The sequence below is a fragment of the Coprococcus sp. ART55/1 genome, from assembly GCF_000210595.1.
Lineage (GTDB): Bacteria > Bacillota > Clostridia > Lachnospirales > Lachnospiraceae > Coprococcus > Coprococcus aceti.
This window is the reverse complement of sequence record NC_021018.1, coordinates 2,229,644-2,250,831: the sequence shown is the minus strand read 5'-3', so window position 1 is coordinate 2,250,831 and position 21,188 is coordinate 2,229,644. Positions and strand designations below refer to the sequence as shown.

General features: G+C 43.7%; 15 protein-coding genes and 1 pseudogene. 4 read left to right on the top strand and 12 right to left on the bottom strand.

Features of this window, described 5'->3' with window-relative positions; genetic code table 11:
• From CCU_RS10125 to CCU_RS10095, 7 genes and pseudogenes are all read right to left on the bottom strand, one after another.
• A pseudogene (locus tag CCU_RS10125) lies at positions 1-654 on the bottom strand (hypothetical protein); the annotation flags it as partial.
• Between the two features lie 4 nt (positions 655-658).
• On the bottom strand, positions 659-2,647 hold the full coding sequence (locus CCU_RS10120; RefSeq protein WP_015534574.1) for a fibronectin type III domain-containing protein: 1,989 nt from the start codon (positions 2,645-2,647) through the stop codon (positions 659-661).
• 685 nt (positions 2,648-3,332) lie between these two features.
• On the bottom strand, positions 3,333-6,344 hold the full coding sequence (locus CCU_RS10115) for a bifunctional diguanylate cyclase/phosphodiesterase (RefSeq protein ID WP_156337927.1): 3,012 nt from the start codon (positions 6,342-6,344) through the stop codon (positions 3,333-3,335).
• Between the two features lie 221 nt (positions 6,345-6,565).
• Positions 6,566-7,018 (bottom strand): acyl-CoA thioesterase, encoded by a 453-nt coding sequence (locus tag CCU_RS10110; protein ID WP_015534573.1) that lies wholly within the window; start codon positions 7,016-7,018, stop codon positions 6,566-6,568.
• 22 nt (positions 7,019-7,040) lie between these two features.
• A complete protein-coding gene (locus CCU_RS10105; protein ID WP_015534572.1) occupies positions 7,041-8,717 on the bottom strand; it encodes an AMP-binding protein in 1,677 nt (558 codons plus the stop codon).
• Between the two features lie 427 nt (positions 8,718-9,144).
• A complete protein-coding gene (locus CCU_RS10100) occupies positions 9,145-9,303 on the bottom strand; it encodes a hypothetical protein (protein ID WP_015534571.1) in 159 nt (52 codons plus the stop codon).
• An 18-nt stretch (positions 9,304-9,321) separates the two neighbouring features.
• The gene (locus tag CCU_RS10095) at positions 9,322-10,776 is read right to left on the bottom strand and encodes a 4Fe-4S dicluster domain-containing protein (protein ID WP_015534570.1); all 1,455 of its coding nucleotides are present in this window, start codon (positions 10,774-10,776) and stop codon (positions 9,322-9,324) included.
• Between the two features lie 334 nt (positions 10,777-11,110).
• On the opposite strand from CCU_RS10095, the gene murC reads away from it, so the two are divergent.
• From murC to CCU_RS10075, 4 genes are all read left to right on the top strand, one after another.
• The gene (gene murC, locus CCU_RS10090) at positions 11,111-12,493 is read left to right on the top strand and encodes a UDP-N-acetylmuramate--L-alanine ligase (RefSeq protein WP_015534568.1); all 1,383 of its coding nucleotides are present in this window, start codon (positions 11,111-11,113) and stop codon (positions 12,491-12,493) included.
• A 281-nt stretch (positions 12,494-12,774) separates the two neighbouring features.
• The gene (locus CCU_RS10085) at positions 12,775-13,914 is read left to right on the top strand and encodes a DnaD domain protein (RefSeq protein ID WP_015534567.1); all 1,140 of its coding nucleotides are present in this window, start codon (positions 12,775-12,777) and stop codon (positions 13,912-13,914) included.
• 12 nt (positions 13,915-13,926) lie between these two features.
• Positions 13,927-14,928 carry an ATP-binding protein gene (locus CCU_RS10080; protein WP_015534566.1) on the top strand — a complete coding sequence of 334 codons (1,002 nt, stop codon included), beginning with the start codon at positions 13,927-13,929 and terminating at the stop codon, positions 14,926-14,928.
• Positions 14,929-14,959: 31 nt separating this feature from the next.
• Positions 14,960-16,159: a ribose-phosphate pyrophosphokinase gene (locus tag CCU_RS10075; protein ID WP_015534565.1), complete on the top strand. Its 1,200-nt coding sequence runs from the start codon at positions 14,960-14,962 to the stop codon at positions 16,157-16,159.
• A gap of 105 nt (positions 16,160-16,264) precedes the next feature.
• On the opposite strand, the gene CCU_RS10070 is transcribed toward CCU_RS10075, so the two are convergent.
• The 5 genes from CCU_RS10070 to CCU_RS10050 all read right to left on the bottom strand — a co-directional run.
• Entirely contained in the window at positions 16,265-17,974 is a 1,710-nt protein-coding gene (locus CCU_RS10070) for an ATP-binding protein (RefSeq protein WP_015534564.1), read from the bottom strand.
• Complete coding sequence (locus CCU_RS10065; protein ID WP_015534563.1) at positions 17,974-19,026, bottom strand: metallophosphoesterase family protein; 1,053 nt, start codon at positions 19,024-19,026, stop codon at positions 17,974-17,976. The genes CCU_RS10070 and CCU_RS10065 overlap by 1 nt, the downstream gene beginning before the upstream one ends.
• Before the next feature lie 117 nt (positions 19,027-19,143).
• Positions 19,144-19,401: a sporulation transcriptional regulator SpoIIID gene (spoIIID, locus tag CCU_RS10060; RefSeq protein ID WP_055222251.1), complete on the bottom strand. Its 258-nt coding sequence runs from the start codon at positions 19,399-19,401 to the stop codon at positions 19,144-19,146.
• A 62-nt stretch (positions 19,402-19,463) separates the two neighbouring features.
• Entirely contained in the window at positions 19,464-20,753 is a 1,290-nt protein-coding gene (locus CCU_RS10055) for a sensor histidine kinase (protein WP_147341846.1), read from the bottom strand.
• Positions 20,754-20,756: 3 nt separating this feature from the next.
• On the bottom strand, positions 20,757-21,188 hold a 432-nt coding region (locus CCU_RS10050), incomplete at its 5' end, for a LytR/AlgR family response regulator transcription factor (protein ID WP_208896160.1).

Here is a 21,188-nt window from a genome sequence, read left to right as displayed (position 1 = left end):
CAGAATGACACCATCATCAGGTACATAGTCCTTTTTCTCCGGTCTTAGCAGTTCCAGATTGTCAAATATTGTGGAACATCCTATTGATATAGTGCAACTGTAGGTTTTCTTCGGCGCCTCAGTTGTATTCTCTGTGGTTGCCTTTGTCGTGGCAGAAGAATCAGCAGTTGTCTTATCCGGTTTCCGCTTTTCCGTAGTCGCCGTGGTCCCCGGCTTATTCTCCGTTGTTTTTTGAGACTCCGTGGTGGTATTCTTCTTTGTAGTAGCCTCCGTCTTCTTCTCCGTGGTTGTCTCAGTATTTCGCTCCGTCACATTCTCCGATGTGCTCTCAGCGGAAGTCTGATATTCTGTTTCCGATGTATCAGAATCCGAATGAGTTCCTGAGGAGGTATCGGTTACAGAACTGTCTGATTTCTTTTTCCTGTCATTCCCTGCATCAGTATTTTCCTCTGTCGCACTCTTCGTTGTCTCCGTCAGTTCCGCACCGCCTACAGCTTCAGTTGTGACTCCCTCTTCGGTCTTTTCCAGCTTGAAACCTCTGGCTCCCGGCGCATTTCCCCCGTACCAGAAAGCCCACACCAGGATCAGCAGAACAATCACAGCTCCACCTATGTGTTTCTTATATTTCTTTACAAATTCTTTGATCTTATCCATATACCTACTTCTTTCGGATCACAACGTTTACACTCTTGCTCCACGCTCCGTAATAATAAGTCTTTCCAACCTTCTTGAATCCCTGAACTCTGACATAATACCGCTTTCCCGCCTTGAGTCCGCTCAACGTCACATTTGTCTTCTTGTTTACCGATGCCCTGTACACCTTGACATTCTTTTTAAATGTCTTATCCGTGGAATACATCACCCTGTAACCCGAAGCACTCGCATTTTTTTTATAAGTCACAGTGCACTTTTTCTTCACCGTTGACTTTATCTTTGTTATCTTTTCCTGATTGACCCTGTATATTGTCTGGGTCGTATACGCAGCCTCCCCGCCACTTCCAACAGGCTTAACTGCATAGATATATTTCTTGCCATTTGCGACCTTCCGGTCAGTGTAGCTCAGAGATTTTGTGGTGGCCACAGTCGTCCAATTCTTTGCATTTCCAACCTTTCTGAGCACCACATATCTGTCAGCCCGTGCCGCTTTCTTCCACTTTACTGTTATGCCTGCTGCTCCATTACCCGCCGACACACTCGTCTTAGCCGGCGCAGCCATCTTTATGACAAATGTCTTGCTGGCTGAGCCCTTGAATATTCCCTTGCCGGTCACCACTACCTTTGCCGAATTGCCAATATTGACATTGTTCTGATATGAAATGGTGTAATCCACGCCATCCTTAAGCACTCTGTCACCAAGCTTCACCGTCACGCCCGGCTTCTTGGCCTTGCCGTCATACACATACGTGCTGGTGCTGAGTTTCACATCCGCTGTCGCCACGGATCGGATATATAATGACTTTGCATCAGACATATCATACAGTGTGTTCTTTCCTTTTTTGAATCTGTCATAGGCAGCCAGAGCATATCCTGCCTGCTGCGAAGCCATTCCATTTACAACCAGTTCTCCATTCTGATTTGCCGCATGCGCAAATCCACCGGCACTTGCAACATAGAATTCCATCAAAGCATCCATCACAGAATGTCCATTTTTGACAAATGCCTCATCTGTTCCGGCATCCCTGCCTATATCAAGCAATCCACATATCACCTGCGCACAGCTCTCAGAATTCACAGTTCCCCATGAAGCAAATCCACCATCAGCCTTCTGCAGCCCCGACATTACATCAAGCGCCCTGTCAACCGCCGTCTTAACCTCTGTGTTAGACTTGTAATACGGCGCAAGTGCCTGAATTGTCATACCTGTCATATCCGGGTCAGCATTACTACCAGAAAATGCCCAACCACCACTAGAAAGCTCCCGTCCAAGGATATATTCAACAAGTCCTTCTCTTGTCGTCTGAACACCGTCACTTCCATCCGGAAGCTTCGGAATATCATAACCTGCCGTGTCAAATGCAATCAACGCAAACACCGGGCCATTGATTCCCTGTGTTGTTACATAATTCATATCGGCCAATGGCTCAAGCAGATTGTATCCACCAACATCTGTGGCATCAGCGCCAATCGCAGTTAAGGCCAGTATTACCCTGGAATTATCCGTACCCTTATACTGCTTTTTATCGAGCTTCAGAGAACCTGTCTCCTCAACACATGACTGAACATATTTCACAATATTGTCATAGTATTCTCCATACCATGCCTCATCCTCATAACCGCATCTGGCAAGAGTCATCACATTCCACTCAGCCTCATACTGTGGATCATCCGCAGTCTTCCTCAGATATACAAGAGTATTGCCAAGGGCCTGTGTGTAATCAACCATAGCCACATCTGCAGTTTCCTCTGTCGCAGTTCCTGTCACCGGATCCGTCTCGTCATTCGTCGCTGTAGATACTGCTGGATTCGTCATATCGTCTGGCACTGTGTATATCGTAGAATCTGTTACACCATCCGACTCTGCATATATCGTAGAATCCGTTACATCATCCGCCGCATACACGTTCACAGCATTTCCTGTTGTTCCCGTGAACATAACCATTGCCACCATGCACATCGCCATACACACAGCAAAAATTCTTCTCTTCATAATCGTGTCTCCTTTCACATTATTCCGAGTGGATATATAGCAAGCGATCTGACTTGCCAGAGTCTATGCTCTGCATACAGTAATGGCTGTTGCGACGGATTCTCACCGCACTTCTCTTCTTACTGAGCACACCTCGTTTACAACATCATCCAGGCACCATAAGCTTCCTTATACGCCCAGTCCGCAATGTGTGTGGTATGTCTCATTCGCCGGAATTCTCCGGGACTATACACCCAACATATTATATTGTCACAATTACCCCAATCTTATCAACGCCCATGTTCTATGTCAACCTGAAACAATCAAGTCAAATAGCACAAAATTTTATCTTTTTTGCAAAAAAATTCCTGAAATAACACAAATTTCCAGGAATTGTATCTTTTAGCCATTTTAAAACTCATTTAGATACAATTTTCTCCCAAACAAGCCAAAATCCACCAAAAAGAACACAATTTTAAATTTTTTCAAAATGCAATCCTCAAAGCCGGCCACAACGTAAGACCCGCTTGGTAATATATATATCCGACAATCGGTAGCGCAGACGTCTGTGCTTCGATGGTGCTTGCTGGTGCGCAGATCCGCCGACGCCCTTTTGGCGGTCGGAGCACCATGCAGATAGCACCCAATCGAAGTGCAGTAAGTCAAGCGTGATTGCGGATGTATATATTACCAAGCGGGTCGTCTGTCACAAAAGCTTCTTAAAATCCTCCAGACAAACCGGTCTGGAGAAATGATATCCCTGATAGTAAGTGGAACCATACCTATGAAGGTAATCGAACAGTGCCTTGTCCTCGACACCTTCAATGCAGCTCTTGTATCCGAGTTGATGTGCACAGGACACAACCGCCTGTACAAGGACCTGATTAGGCTTGCTCTCCTGTATTCCCCTGACAAATGACATATCGACCTTAAGCTCATCTATCGGTAATTCCGTGAGCAGATTTAGGGTAGCATTTCCCGTTCCAAAATCATCGATAGCGATCTTTATTCCAAGTTTCCTGAAATATTCCAGCTCATTTTTCAGAAATGCTATATCCATATTCTTACATCTCTCTGTGAGCTCTATGCACAAATACTCAGGAGGGAACTTCGTCTTTTTTAATATATCCACAACAGCCTGCCTGAATCCATGATTCTCAAGCTGAGTCGCTGATATATTGACATTCACCACAAAATCAGGTCTGATCTTGTGGACCTCCATACCATCCGTGAGTGCCTGCTCTATTATCCAGTTGCCAAGTTCAAAGAAACACGGCTCCATCTCAAGCCACGGTATAAATATTCCCGGTGGAACCACTCCAAATTCCTTGTGTTTCCATCTGAGAAGAGCCTCCATACCTACTATGTGTCCTGTCTCGGAATTTGCTATAGGCTGATAGCACATGAAAAAGCCTTCCATGTTGTTTGCCACACATTTGTGTATTGTGCTGTACAGCTGCAGTCTCATTCTATCATTGTCCTTGATCTCCTCATTGAAGAATACAAGTTCACCATGATGATCCTCCTTGGATCTCTCCAGGGCATATTCCACACTGCTCTTTATCACATCCTCATCGGCTCCTACATGGTCATATATCAGACCACCTCCGTACAATTTAAGCGGGATCGATGTGCCACTCAGACCTACATTGTCAAGTGCAAGATTCTGTACATGTCTGTATACCTCTTTGAGTTCCTGTTTGGTATACACGTTTGAACAAATCGCAAATTTTGCACCGTCAAGTCTGAACACGAGTCCCTTTCCACCGACAACATTTTTGAGCTTTGTGGCAAAATCCTTAAGAACAGCATTGCCATATGCATATCCATACATCATATTGATACTGTTGAACATGGATATTCCTATTGCCAGAATGCTCATCGTCTGCTTGTTTCTCAAATGTATTGATATATACTTGGTATACTCATGCTGATTGTGCAGGTTAGTCACCGGATCAACCCCATCTATGACACCGTGGTTTATGACAGTGCCCACAAAGAACTCCGGATCACCATTTTCTTTCTTGGTGATGAAACCTCTACAGGTGCAGACCACATATTCACCCTTTTTGTTTCTCATTCTATATTCTACATCATGATACTTTTTGCGCCCCGCAAATACCTCTGTAATATCCTGTTCAAATATTGCTCTGTCATCTGGATGTATAAGCTTCTCCCACACTTTCTGTGTATCATATATGTATTGCCCCGGAAGCCCAAAGTAATCCACCGCACTTGCAGACCATTTTGTAACATTCGTATCGAGATCATCCATAAATATATAATTTCTGAGTGTTGTAGCTGCAAGGGCATCAAATATCCTGTCTGTCTTTCCAAGATTCCTGTAATGCGGGACTCCATCCTTTGTAGTTCCTACAGCTATATTCGCCTCATTCTCCACGCTCTCGCGCCTCTTGACCTCAGGATGCTTCGAATAGAATCTCTTCTTATCCTCATACATCAGTCTTTCGGCTTCGTTCATTATCTTGTCTATGGAATCAGCCTCAGCCTTCCAGACTGCGCCGAACGCAACCGGAGCCTCCTCCTGCTCATCAATTACCTCTTTATATCTGGCGATCATTGAGTTAAACGACTGCTCAGCAATATCCATAATGATGACAACAAATTCATCGCCACTTATCCTGTAACATGCATTTTCGCCAAAATGCTGTGCCAACATCTGCGATACCCTCTGAAGATATAGATCTCCTTCTTTATGTCCATAATGATCATTCACATACTTCAATTTGTTCACATCGTTGAATACGAATCCGACCGACCGCTTATCATTTCGGTCTGCATACGCGTCGCACAGAATGTTAAATGCATTTCTATTGCCGAGACGAGTGAGTGTATCCTTGTAACTGTAAAATTCCAACAGCTCCTGCTTCTCTATGCTCTCAGAATACTCCTCATGTATATCCCTCGTATAAAGATAGAATACCTTATTGTCATCTCTATAGTCAGCAGTAGGTATGACCTCAGTCATCACCCATCTGTACACCATATCCATTTTACGCTTATATCTAATGGTAAATCTGTCATGTCCATTTGCAAAATATTTTATGAGGAACTCAGGAGACAGGCACTTTCTTACCCTGTCCACATCGTCAGGGAATATCTCACCACCCATAGTCATGTCTTTCATGTAATCTCCAAGGCAGTCATGCTTAACCTCATCTCTGCTTCTTATATATCCGCCTCTCAATGTCTCGCAAATATTGTGCGTCACATCAATCCTGAATATACGCCTGTATACCCTTGTCAGTGTCCTGAGACTATCCTCCAGCACCAGGGTGTCAAGGCTGACTGCCCTCATGCCGAACACAACCCATTGTCCGTCCTCTCTCGGCTCTTTCTCAGCTTCTATATCCATGGAAACCCACTCATAGTCCTCGCCAAGTCTCAATCTGAACCTGAAATTACGCACGATGGATCTGGCTCCGGCTTCTATGAGTGCTTTGACATGCTTCATATCACACATATATGCAAATTCTCTGACTTCATCAGGATGACAGCAGTCCAGTCCCTTGTTATCCTTAAAATAGGAAGATACGTCAGAGGTACTTTTATAATTATCTACATTCTTGTCCACACTGATAACACTCACATACTCCCCAGTATCAATGTTGACCAGCGCCAGTTTCACATAATTATCATATAATATGTTCTGTATATGTTCTTTGTAGTATTGTTTATCAAGTGATACTTCTTTCAAAAGATCCCTCCTTGCAGCAGCATCCAGCCTGCCATATATTCCCACGCAACCGTTTCCATTATAGCATTTACGCCATAATATAAAAAGGATGTTTTAACTAATTACATGTCTAAATAGATAAAAATAGCTGATAAAAAAGTTACACAAACAATTTTACCAGCTATTAATAACCATCAATTAATACAATATTAAATTATTTATACACCAGACAACAGCTCTGTTTATTTGCTCTGACGTTTCTTGTAATCCTCAAGCAGCTCCTTAAACAGCTTATCATGCTCAGGATATGCCTTTCTGATGAACACAAGCTTGTTGTTGCCATCCAGCAGACAATGTGAGCTTGTGCAAAGTGTTCTAAGCTCGCCTGTCTTCTTGTCCACGATCTCATATGAAAACCCTACACGGACACCTGTATACTCCGAAAGACTGACATGTATCAGCACATCATCGCCGAAGTGGCACATACTCTTATACTCAGCCGTCACACCAAGCACAGGAATTATATATCCGTCATCCTCTATAGACTTGTAATCCCAGCCTATCTGCTTCATCCAGTCCAGCCTTGCCTCCTCGATCCATCTGATGTAATTGGAGTGGTGTACTATCTGCATCCTGTCCGTCTCATAATAATAAACCGATCTATCATATGGCTTGATCTTACTCATATCTATCATTTTTCTTCACCTGATTTCTGACTTACTTCCAGTCCTTTTCCTTGATCTCAACACGTCTTACCTTGCCGCTGATGGTCTTTGGCATCTCATCAACGAACTCGATAACTCTAGGTCTCTTGTAGCTTGCGATGTTCTCTTTAAAGTATCTCTTGAGCTCCTTCTTGAGGTTCTCATCGCCAACTGTACCCTCTGTGAGAACGATAGTGGCCTTTATTGCCTGACCTCTTGTGCTGTCAGGTACTGATGTAACTGCACACTCAAGGACATAAGGTATTCTCATGATCTCATTCTCTATCTCGAAAGGTCCTACTCTGTAGCCTGCAACCTTGATGATATCATCCACACGTCCAACGAACCAGAAATATCCATCCTCATCCTGGTAAGCCGTATCACCTGTGTGATAGAAGCCGTCATGCATAACCTCGGCTGTTCTCTGTGGATCCCTGTAGTACTCCATGAACAGTCCGTCCGGCGCACCGTCTGCGATGTTGATGACGATCTCACCTGTCTCACCAGGTGCAGCAAATGTTCCGTCTGCCTTCATGATCCTCACGTCATACATTGGGCTTGCCTTACCCATTGATCCCGGTCTTGGAGTAGTATTCTCAAGATTACCAATGGTAAGAGTCGTCTCTGTCTGACCAAATCCTTCATATATAGTGAATCCTGTCTTCTCCTTGAATACGTCAAATACCTCAGGGTTAAGTGCCTCACCCGCTGTTGTACAGTATCTGAGGGATGAGAGGTTGTACTTACTCATATCCATACGGATAAGGATTCTGTACAGTGTTGGAGGTGCACAGAATGTTGAGATATTGTACTTCTCTATAAGCTTGAATATAGTGTCCGCACTGAATGTATCAAAGTCAAATACGAATACGCATGCCTCGCACAGCCACTGTCCGTAGAGCTTGCCCCAGAGAGCCTTACCCCAGCCTGTATCTGAAACTGTGAGATGAACCTCACCAGGTTTGTTGCAGTGCCAGTATTTTGCTGTGATGTAATGTCCAAGTGGATACAGATGATTGTGTGCAACCATCTTTGGATGCTCTGTTGTTCCCGATGTGAACATGACGAACAGTATATCATCCTTTCCTCCTACGGCATCCTCGCCTGTAGGTCTTGGAAACTCGGTGCTGCACTCCATGATTCCCTCATCGAAGAAGTTCCAGCCTTCTACTGGATGATTTACAACGATCTTTGTCAGCTTGTCATCAGCAAATGTATCTATGGACGCCGTGATTCCGTCATCTGATGTACACACAACCGCTGATACGCCTGCTGCCTCAATTCTATACTGATAATCTGTTGCCTTTAATATATTTGTCGCCGGTATAGCTATGGCTCCGATCTTGTGGAGAGCCATCATGGTGAACCAATACTGATAATGTCTCTTTAACACGAGCATTACCTTGTCACCCTTCCTGATGCCCAGGCTCTTGAAGTAATTGGCTGCCCTGTTGGAATAATCCTTGATATCCTGGAATGTGAATTTCTTCTCGATCGTTCTATCCTTTGATACATAGATGAGCGCTGTCTGATCAGGCTTCCTCTCTGCCAGAGCATCCATTACGTCGTATGCGAAGTTGAAATTCTCGCTGTTGGTGAACTCAATCTTGCTGAGAACTCCATTCTCATCAAGAGCTGACCTCACAAACTTTCCTGCTATTCCCTGCTCTGGTCTCATTTCTGTTGACATGTTAATTTCCTCCATAAACTATAAGTTCTGATAATATATATGGTAAAACGGCTTTTCCGCCTTTTAACGCCGGCGATACATGCCGTTTTTTATCACATTATGTATTAACTTAGTATAAAAAGTCTTCTAAGTTCGTATTTCTATCTAGCAATCAAAATAAACATTACTTTAATTTGCGTTTTCAATTAACTTTACATGTAGTTTCGATTACTACATCCATATATTATCATATCTCTTTGTCATGTCAACAGAAAAATAAAAGTTTTAATTTATTTTCACATATTGGTATTACATTTTGACTGCACAGTTTTTTCCCTCAATCCATAAAAATAAGGCGTGCAGCAATGAATCCCCCCGGATAAGTCCAGTTTCATCTCCATCGCTGCACGCCTTAATTTTCTTATTATTTCATTATATATCACAGTCTCTACTGATCCTGTACCTGCTTGGAATCCTGTGTCTGCTCCTGACTATTCCACTGAAGTCTCTTCCTTCGCATCTGTGACTTGTATACAAGTATCGCCGTAACCACCGATACGCACACAAATATAAGCACACATATCACAAATATCAAAACTGTTGTCATGTCTTTGTCCTCCATGCACTAATCTCTCACCATATCAATCTTGTCTGCTCCCTGCTTCTCAAGATTCTCTGTGATGTTGATATCTGTAGAATTATCAAGGGCTGCCTTTCTGTCACGCATCGCCATGTTCGGATCCCTGTGTCTTGAAGGGCCGCCCACGCAGCCACCTTCACACGCCATACCTTCCATGAAGTCATCCTGGAATCTGTTGAACTTCATGAGAGTCAGTGCCTTCTTACATGCATCTATTCCATCGCATTTGCACACCTTAACCTCGTCCTCGCAGCCGAGCTCCTTCATGCTCTCTATGACTGCCGCTGTAACTCCGCCTGCATTTGCAAATTTCTTGCCGAACAGTGTGGACTGGTCGTTATCTTCAGCCTCAGGCTCAAGCTTGACATCCTTTGCTCTCAGCATGGCTCTGATCTCTCCGTATGTCAGCGCATAGTCCGCGGATTCCTTCTCTCCGGCCGCGCTCTCCGCCTTCTTGCCGATACAAGGGCCTATGAATACTGTCACGGCATCCTCATAATTCTCCTTGATGTATCTCGATACTGCGCACATAGGTGATACGGTCTCAGATACCCTGTCTGCCAGCTCAGGGAAATGCTTCTCCACCAGAAGCTTGAATGCAGGACAGCATGAGGTTGTCTTCTTCCTGCCCTCTGCCTTGGCCTCCATCCATTCCTTTGCCTCTGCCATGGCTGTCATGTCGGCACCAAGTCCCACATCCACCGCATCGTAGAAGCCTATCTTCTTCATGGCTGTTCTCCAGCTCGCCATGGTGATATCCGCACCGAACTGTCCGTATGTGGCAGGTGCGAACATGGCAAATACCTTCTTACCGGCTCTCATGTCATTTATTATATCTACTATATAAGACTTTGATCCGATCGCACCAAATGGGCACTTGTGGATACATGAACCACAGTCTATACATTTGTCCTTGTCTATGACCGCAATACCTGTTCCATTCTCAGCCACAGATATGGCACCAACCGGGCAGCTCTTGATACATGGACGCATCAGATCTGCAATGGCATTGTACGGACATGCCTTGGCACACTGTCCACACTCCTTACACTTTGATGGGTCGATGTAGGACTTGTCACGTCCCATGCTGATGGCACCGAAACGGCACGCCTGCTGGCACGCTCTTCCCATGCACTTCTGGCAGTTATCAGTTACTACGTAACGTGAGATCGGACAACCCTCACAGGCAGAATTGATGATCTGGACTACATTCCCATCATCCTCTGTTCCAGGGGCTTTGCCCTCGGCAAGTCTGATCCTCTGTCTGATAACCTCCCTCTCTCTGTATATACAACATCTGAAAAATGGCTGTGGACCGGGAACCATCTTATATGGAAGATTGTCCCTCTCATCATCCAGCCTGCCTTCATACGCAAGCTTTGCCACCTCATAAAGCACCTCGTGCTTTACCTTTAATAATGTAGCGTCATTTGTAATCATATGTTAACCTCTACTCATATTATATTGATCTTTGCCCCTGTATACCTAATATGTATACCTCTTAGATCCAGTTATAATCTCCGCCCGTTATAGCCAAGCTGAGCAATGCATCCATCTTCTCTACCTCTTCTGCGCCCTCTACGATCCGCATGAGCTTTGCAGTTTTCTCCTCAGCTTCCATCACACTACCTCCATTTATAACATAATTTTCGTTCAATAACAATCTATGCAATTGACCAAAACCATTTATTTTCATTTGAGGGCAGTTATGCTATAATAAAAAACACTTTTAAATATAGTAATCAATCTTTTATATAAGGAAGGCGAAATACAAATGTACAAGATCAATTTTTCAAAGCCAATCAACGTCCATTTCATGGGAATAGGCGGAATAAGCATGAGCGGTCTCGCAGAGATACTTCTGAAGGCCGGATTCAAGGTTACCGGATCAGATATGAAAGCATCCGAAATCACCGATCAGCTTGCCGACATGGGAGCGCTTATCAACATCGGTCAGTGTGCATCTAACATAACAGACAACATAGATCTGGTCGTATACACAGCAGCCATACATCCTGACAATGAAGAGTTCAAGGCCGCAGTGGAGAAGAACATTCCTATGCTCACCAGAGCCCAGCTTCTCGGCCAGATCATGGAGAATTACAAATATTCCATAGCCGTCAGTGGAACCCACGGCAAGACAACAACGACTTCCATGCTGTCCTACATCCTCATAGATGCGGACACTGATCCTACCATATCAGTCGGAGGAATCCTCGACAGCATCGGCGGCAATATCCGTGTAGGCAAATCTGAATACTTTGTAACAGAGGCATGTGAGTACACCAACAGCTATCACGCATTTAAGCCTTTTATCAGTATCATACTGAACGTGGATGCCGACCACCTTGATTTCTTCAAGGATATAGATGAGATCGCTGAGTCATTCCATGTATTTGCCACCAAGACTCCAAAGGAGGGCCTGGTCATCGTGAACGGCGATATGAAGTATTATGATACCGTTGTCAGAGACCTCGAGTGCCGCGTGGTAACATTTGGAAAGGGCGCACAGAACAAATATTCAGCACACAATATACGGTTCGATGACTTCGGCCATCCAACCTATACACTGGTTGTGGACGGCAAAGAGATCACTGACATAACTCTCAAGGTATTCGGTGAGCACAACGTATACAACTCACTGTCAGCCATAGCGGCATCCCTTGAACTTGGAATCTCCATAGATGTCATCAAACAGGGACTGTCAGAGTGTGTCGGTGCCGAGAGACGTTTTGAGTACAAAGGAACCATCCTCGACAACGTGAGAGTCATGGATGACTACGCTCACCATCCAACTGAGATAGCAGCCACACTGAAGGCAGCAAAGAACACAAGCTACAACGAACTGTGGTGCGTATTCCAGCCACACACTTACTCAAGAACCTACGCTCTGTTCGATGAGTTTGTAGACGCACTCAAGGTATGTGACCACGTCATCGTGGCAGATATTTATGCAGCCCGAGAGAAGGATACCGGACTTGTCTCAGCAAAGCAACTCGCCGAGAAGATCGCCGAGACGGGTACTGATGCGTTCTATCTTCCATCTTTCGACGATATAGAAAATTATCTCTTAAAAAATTGCAAAAAAAATGATTTGTTGATAACTATGGGCGCCGGAAACGTCTATTCTATCGGAAATGACCTGATAAAAAATTAGTTATCCACATTATCCACACAGCTCTGTGGGAAAGTTTTCCCCACAGAGCTTATATTTTTTTGTTGACATAATTTTTACAGAAATATTACAAAGCCCTGTTAAACTATGACTTTTGTATTTTTATGTCTCTTTTTCGTCCACATTATCCACATTATCCACATCCCCACCATTTTTCCCAACCGACTGTATGTTCTGTTTGCATTCCAAAAAGTTCATGTTATAATGCATTTGCGCTAAGGGAAATGCGCTATTTCAGGAGTATGATCAAGGAGTTTTTTGACATGAGCTACATTACTATTACAACAGAAAAAAACGAAACATATTCCTCTATATCAAACTTTTTTATAGACTATTACATGACCTCCGCCAGCGGAGAGTTTGTTAAGGTATATCTGTATCTGGTCAGACTTATGTCTTCCAGTAAACCCGTGTCTGTCGCCAACATAGCAGATCATTTTAATCTCACAGAGAAGGATATTTGCAGAGCCATAAAATACTGGATAAGCCAGGATGTTATGAAGCTCAACTACAACAAGAAGAAGGAGCTTACAGGAATAACTCTTCTCCCTCTTCACGACAAGGGCAGCTCCTCCGACAGCGGAGTTGACGACCTCTCTATTCTCGGCGTGGATTATTCCACCGGAGATGACGATAACAACAGCGAGATCACGGCGACGATCACAGACGAAGACAAGGCCGAGGTGCCGGAGCGCACTCTGCCTGACAAGATAACAGTTACACCAGAATTTCTTAGGAAGAAACAGGAGGACGAGGTTCTCTCTGATATTATGTTTGAGACAGAGGCATATTTTGGCAGACCGCTTTCCATGCCTGAATCAGAAAGTCTCATATACATATACGACCAGCTTGGCTTCTCCCAGGAGCTCATCGAATATCTGATCGAATACTGTCTGACCATGGGCAAGGCAAGCTTCAGATATGCGGAGACCGTAGCCATAGCATGGTATGAAAAAGGAATCGACACGGTTGACAAGGCCAAGGCAGACAGCTCCGCCTACAACCCATTTTACAGAAAGGTCTTCTCTGCACTTGGAATACGCAGAAGCAATCCTACCAGCATAGAGACCGCATACATTGACGCGTGGACAGGTGAGATGAATTTCTCAGAGGATCTTATCCTTCTGGCATGTGAGAAGGCCATAATCTCCAAGCCACAGTCCGCCAACTTCGCATATGTCAATGGAATTCTTGAAAACTGGCATAAGAATGGTGTACAATCCATTAGGGATGTCGAACTGCTCGATCAGGAGTTCCTCAAGAAGAAATCAGCGGCCACAGCGCAGCCTGCAGCCACCAGGAATCCGAATGGATTTGCGAACTTCAAGCAGACAGACATGTCCAACCAGTTGGACAAGCTGGAACAGATGCTTGCAGATGAACTCAATCTTGACAAGAGGTAATATATACATATTATGGGCAATATAAATTATGATGATATTTTGTCCCGACTGAGCAGGATCAGACAGGACAATCTTCGCAGACAGGACAACAGAAAAGCTGAGGTATATGCCAGGATCCCTCGTATAAAGGAGATCGACGATGCCATCGCCCACAGTGCCGTCCAGGCATCAAGGGCAAGGATACTGCATCAGGAAGTGGATGAAGAAGCACTCTCCATGAAGAACCACGCTCTCCGCGATGAGAAGCATCAGCTCATGGCACAGACCGGATACCCTGACGATTATCTGGCACCGATATACAACTGCCCCGCATGCAGAGACAGCGGATATGTAGATGGTAAGCCATGTTCATGTCTGAAACACATGGTCATCAGCCAGTTGTACCAGCAGTCCACCATAGAGAAGGTGCTGGAGACGGAGAATTTTGCCAGCTTCAATCCTGATTTCTACAGAGATGAACACATTGCTGGCTACAATTACACTCCTTACCAGAATGCACAGAGCATATTGTCTGCATCAAGACAGTTCACAGAGAATTTTCAGGACAGCAGACCGGGCATTCTTATATATGGAGAGACCGGAACAGGCAAAACCTTCCTGACAAATTGTATCGCTAAGGAACTTTTAGACAAAGGTTATACAGTTTTATACTTGTCGGCGATAAATTTATTTGATAATATCTTACAGGACATTATAATAAAGGGTGGTCATGAACCGCATCAGAAGATGCTGTATGACTACATATATAACTGCGATTTTCTTATAATTGACGATCTTGGCACAGAGTACACCAACTCATTTGTCCTGTCTCAGTTATTTGAGATTATAAATACGAGAACTATCAAGAGACAGTCTACTCTCATTTCTACCAATCTTGATCTGCAGGAATTCAAGAACAGGTATACAGAGCGTATCATGTCACGAATAGTTGATAGCTATCTCATCTTCAATCTCTACGGAGATAACATCCGCTATGTAAAAAGAATGAAAAGCATAGCCAGGAACAAAAGGTAGACAACGAAAGCAGATTAGGAGGATTTTTATTATGCCAGACGATAGCAAGTTGGAAACAATACCTGTAGGAAGCTTAGGAATCATTGCTCATAAGAGCATTGTACCTCTCGGAGAGAAGGTCGATTCTTATATCGTAAAATGGAGAAAGAACCGTCAGAACGAGAACAAGTCAAGCATCGTATTCCACGGTTACGAGAAGGACTCTTACCTTATCAAGGCAGACTGCCCTAGATTTGGTTCAGGTGAGGCAAAGGGTATTGTCAACGAGTCAGTCCGCGGTAAAGACATATATATCATGCTTGATGTAGGAAACTATAGCTGCACATACACCATGGGTGGCCAGACTCAGAGAATGTCTCCTGACGATCACTATGCTGATCTGAAGAGAATCATCTCTGCCATGACAGACAAGCCTAGAAAGATCACTGTCATCATGCCTTTCCTGTATGAGAGCCGTCAGCACAAGAGATCAGGACGCGAGTCCCTCGACTGTGCAGTTATGCTCCAGGAGCTTCAGCAGTATGGTGTAGACAACATCGTTACATTTGACGCTCACGACCCACGTGTTGTAAATGCTATTCCAAAGAGCGGTTTCGAGAACGTAAAGCCTACTTACCAGTTTGTAAAGGCACTTCTTAGATCAACTCCTGATCTTGAGATAGATAACGACCACATGATGGTTATATCACCTGACGAGGGTGCTATGCACAGAGCTATCTACTTCGCTAACCTTCTCGGTGTAGATGTAGGTATGTTCTACAAGAGAAGAGATTACTCAAGAGTTGTGGACGGACGTAATCCTATCGTTGCCCATGAGTTCCTCGGTGATTCAGTTGAAGGCAAGGATGTTATCATCATCGACGACATGATCGCATCAGGCGAGAGTATGATAGATGTTGCCAAGCAGCTCAAGGCAAGAAAGGCTAAGAGAGTATTTGCACTTGCTACATTTGGTCTCTTCACCAAGGGTCTTGAGGTATTTGACAAGTGTCACGAGGAAGGTCTCATTGAGAAGGTCATCACAACCAACCTCACTTATCAGCTTCCTGAGCTTGCAGACCGCGACTGGTATGTATCAGCCGACATGAGCAAGTACATTGCACTCATTATCGATCACCTCAACCACGATGCATCTCTCAGCGATCTTCTTGATCCATCAGAGAGAATCAGTGCGAGAATTGCTGAGTACAAGGAGAAGCACACTATCTCAGATAACTACGAGAATTACTAATATCCAATTATAGACTTACAAAAAAGACCTACGGAAGCTCACCTGATACATACCATGTATCGCAAGCTTCCGCAGGTCTTTTAATTATTTATTATTAGAAACTTTCTACAATGTCACCACATTGCATGCTATATGCATATCCTCAAGTCTGTTAACCAGATCCTTATCGGATGTAAGCAATATCGTCTGCTCCGTGTTCACCATACTCATCGCCTTGAGCACTCCCGTGAGCTGACTCTCATCGGTCACATCTATCACATCGTCCAGCACAAGTGGCATTTTCTCGTTGTTAAGTATCTCTGCAACAGCCAGCCGCACAGCCAGATACACCTGCCGAACGACCTCATGTCCCAGGAATTCCGCCCTGAAGAAATGGTCATTCTTTTTCACTGCAACATGCATCTCATCATCGAGCTTTGCCTCCTGATACTGTCCACCGGAGAGTGCGCTAAGAATATCCGATACTCTGCCGTCTATACCGGCAAACAGTCCTGAGAACTCCTCCGATATGTCCATTATGGTATTGATAGCCTTATCTATGGCCTTCTTCTCAGTCTCAAGCACATCATAATCGGCAAATATGGCGTCTCTCTTCTCCTTGAGTTCATAGTAGGCATCCCTCTTCTCTATGGCATCATGCTCCTGGAACTTGAACATATCAAGCTTCCTGTCATGCTCCTCCTGAAAAGCTCTGTCTATCTCAACGCGAACCGTCCTCGACTCAGTTGCTCTTCCCATCTCATATATGGTTCTCCTGAACTCCTCCTCAGACGGAAGCTTATCACCGTCAAATGCGCCTTTCCTGAACAATCCATCTATGATGGTTATAGCAACAAACGCAATCGTACATATCGTGAATAGCTGCTGTATGGACTTCTGAAAACCAACAAGGTGAACCACTAGCATGACCACTGCAACAACCAGTATTCCTGTTGCCATTATGACAAATATATTGTCCGTCAGCTTCTTGTCCTTCTTCTCCTGCTTCTTTTTCTCCTTCAGCTCGTCCTCATCATCTATAGCTTCAACCTCGAGGAATATTCTGCTTCGCTCCCTGTCCTCATCATCGTCAGGGATCTCAGCATCCTTTTCATTCACAAGCTGCCTTGCCTCTCTCTTCAAACGTGCGATCTCCATATTATAAGCATCAAGCTCCTCACGTCTGGCAGTTCGGATGTCTTCAAGCTCCTTATCAACTTCACCCAGCTCATCCATCTGGGCTTCCAGCTCTTCTATCTGAACCAGATACTTCTGATTGTCATATTTCTTCTTTTCGTTCTCAAGATACGCCACTGCGTCTGCTCTGTTTATTCCGCTGCAGCCCGTCTCCTTCATATTCTGAAGATACTTCTCGAGTCTGTCACACAAAGCTTTGTCATCTCCGCCCATCTCCTCCGGCGGATCAACACACATTGCATCCACAAATGTGCTCTTGTCCATATCAAACAGGACACCTCTGTAGGAATTCTTAGACACAAGTCTCTCATCCTTCCCGCTCTCTATATCAGTGAGCGTTGCACCGTCCGTGGACATGTTGAAATTTCTCTCCATAAGATGACTCTTTCCAGCATTTGTCACCTGTGCCTTTCCGGCATATCCATTTCCACCGGATGGCTTTCTTAATGCAAAATTGTCTCCCCGGGCTCCAAGACCCTTGGTTTTATTCATACCATACAGTATACCGGACACAAAATCCCTGATCGTACTCTTGCCGGCTCCGGGCTCTCCATAGAGCACATTCAAGCCTTTGTCCAGCTTTATTTCTTTGTTATTGAATTTTCCAAATTCTTTCAAAAAAAGTTTATTTATATACATTACTTTTCTCCAGTTGCTATGATCGCCTCAAGACCATATTCAAGTGCCTTTTTGCTGACCTCGTCATCCTCACCGGACAACTCAGCGATAAATCTTCCAAGTACATTGTGCTCATTGTCCCTCTTGAGACCATCAGCATTGTACTCGAACATCGTATTATCCACAACCTCATATATCTTGTAATCCTGAGACACATCATCAAACTGAGGTCTCACTCCGCGCCCCTTCTGGCCCTTCAGGATAACTCGATATATGTTCTGCGTTCCCATCTTATCGATCTGTTTCAGAACAGCATGCTCGATCTGTCTGTCAGTATATTCCGGCTTTATCTCAAGTCCAAGGTTGATGTAATTCCTGCAGGCAACAGGCTCCCACTTTATCCTTGTCTCTCCGTTTATTATCTGTCCATAAATAAAGCCATGCTTTCCTGTGTCAGAAGGTGACAAAGGCTCCGGCGATCCCGGATATGCCATACGGTTCTTCACCATGTGCTTCGGCTTTCTCAGGTGTCCGAGTGCCACATAGTCAAATCCTGTGTCAGCCAGCTTTCGGAAATTAAATGGACTGTGGCTGGCATCTCCTCCATACATGAGAAGTATATTGACAGCGCCTTCCGTCTGGGCATCTATCCCCTCTGAGAAATCCTCCGTGTATTCCACCTGTCCATAGCTGAAACCGGTCACACAGGTATTTATATCTTCAAAATACGCATTGCTGAACTCCCCAGCCGGAAGAAGCACTGTGTTCGATGTGAACTCATAATTCTCCGATGGAGATCCACTTTCAATGTAATCACTACTGCCCGCAATGATCACCGTTCTTGTATTTGTAAGTTTTGCAAGTCTGGCATCAAGCTTTGCAAGATCCGCTGCCTTCGGCGCACTGTGATACAGATTGCCGGCAATGAGGAGCAGATCTACCTTTCTCTCCTCCGCAATATCCAGGATCCTGTCAAATGTCTCTTCTATCTCTTTCGCACGGACATCGCTCCAAGGCTTTCCCTTGTCAGGAATCATCCCCAAATGCACATCCGAAACATGAATAAATCTCATATCCTAACCTCTAATCTATAGTTAAACTGCCATTTTCTAATAGCCCACACTTAGTCCACTATTATACAATCATCAAAAGTTTAACCCAAATCAGAGAAAAATACAACATAAGCTATGTTAAAACTTTGTGACATGCAGATACTTCTCCCTCGTGGCAAGCCCTCCTCTTATATGTCTCTCCGCCTTGTTGGCATCCAACACCACCCTGGCCTGGGCCGCCAGCATGGGTCTTATACGGACCAGCCGTTCCGTTATATCCTTGTGCACCGTTGATTTGCTTATACCCATCTTGTCCGCTGTCTGTCTCACAGTCGCCCTTGTGTCTATGATATAATTTGCCGCTTCGATTGCCCGCTCTTCTATGTAATCCTTCAAAGAAAAAGCCCCCGCATATTCTGTTTTTACAGTCTATGCGGGGGCATGCGGTTTATGTACATTTAATCCTGATTTATGGGAATCAGCACAAGTGTTTCATATTCCCCATATGTATTCTTTATCTCCATTATTCCATTGTACTTGTCCATGGTATTTTTCACATTTTGTATACCATATCCATGAGTCATATCCTTACTGCCGCCCACGTCAGACTGTGTACTGCTATTTTTCACATCTATTACCAAATGCCGATCTGTCTGCACTATTGCCAGCTTTATATATACCCCCTCTTTTTCCTTCTGTTTCTTACATGCATTGATACTGTTATCCAGCAGATTTCCTATTATTATACACATATCATAGTCAGAGACCATTATTGAATTTTTATCGAACTTAAAATCCGTATGAAATTTCACGCCATTGTTTTGGGCAAATGTATACGCACTGTTCACAAATGTATCAATAACAAGATTTCCTGTTTTTGAAACAACATATTTATTTTTTAATTCTTCCTCATATCTATCACATACTGTTCTTATCCTGTCATATTCTTTCTCTTCTATGCATGACCTTATATAGCTTATATGCTTTTGGGTATCATGAACCATACTGCCAATTTTCTTATAAGAAAGAACCAATTGGTCATATTTATCCGACTGATGCTCCAACTGATAACCAAGCATTGTTACCTGATTTTTCAATTTATAATTATCCACCATGTTATCAAACAGATAATAATTCAAAACATTTAAGACCAGCACAATTATCAGCACAAATATAAATCCATACCCTGACAAAAGCACGATCTGTTCTGGTATTATCAAGTATAGATAACAACTTATCATTGGAGTTATAAGCACTATGACCAACTGTTTAAATGAATATCTACCTGATACATAATTTCTCACTACCAGTATTATGATCAGGACAGGCAGCATAATAAACTGTGCATACATATCCATCACCGAGATCAGATGAGTTATTCCACCGTCATACAGCATCTGATCCGTTGTAATTACCACTACATCAGATAAACCGATGCTCACCAGATAACCCAATACCCATATAATAAACGCAGATATACATTCAGCTATACGGGAATCATATAGGCAAATAAATACGAGCATGATAACTATATGCGCGGACACCTGGCTGACCATTGCTTTCTCCTGTGACACATCTATCATGAAAAGCTGTCCGCCTCTTGAAGCCAGCTCTGTTAAAATAAATATACCCCAATATGCCATTGTCGATATTCTAAGCGGAGGCTTTCCAAGCCATTTCTCTACATAAACTTTTACAGTCACAGCATCCATAATTGCTGATATAAAAATTAATACTAAATAACTCACCCTTTAACCTCTGATGCTCACCACATCTGATATAACCGTATTAATAAGACTCTTCCTTACCTCTTCCTCATATTTCCTTGACAACGGAATAATCTCGTTATTATCCAAAACAAGCTCCCCGCCTCTCAAGGTAACTATGTGATCTATATTTACAATATACCCCTTAAAGCTGTATACAAACCTTTTGTCCTTTAACAAGTTAAACCATTTTTTTAAATTTCCTGTAACCTGTATAATCTCTTTTGCAGAATGAATATCTACACTCTTTTGAAATTTTCTCGAAGTTTCTATATACATAATATCAGATATATTAACAACTCTTTCTCCATCTGCCGCTGGCACAATCAACTTGTTAAACTCCATGTCGCTTATCTCACGCAAAACCTGAGATAATACTTGTTCTAACTCTATATATTTAAGAGGTTTCTGAATATA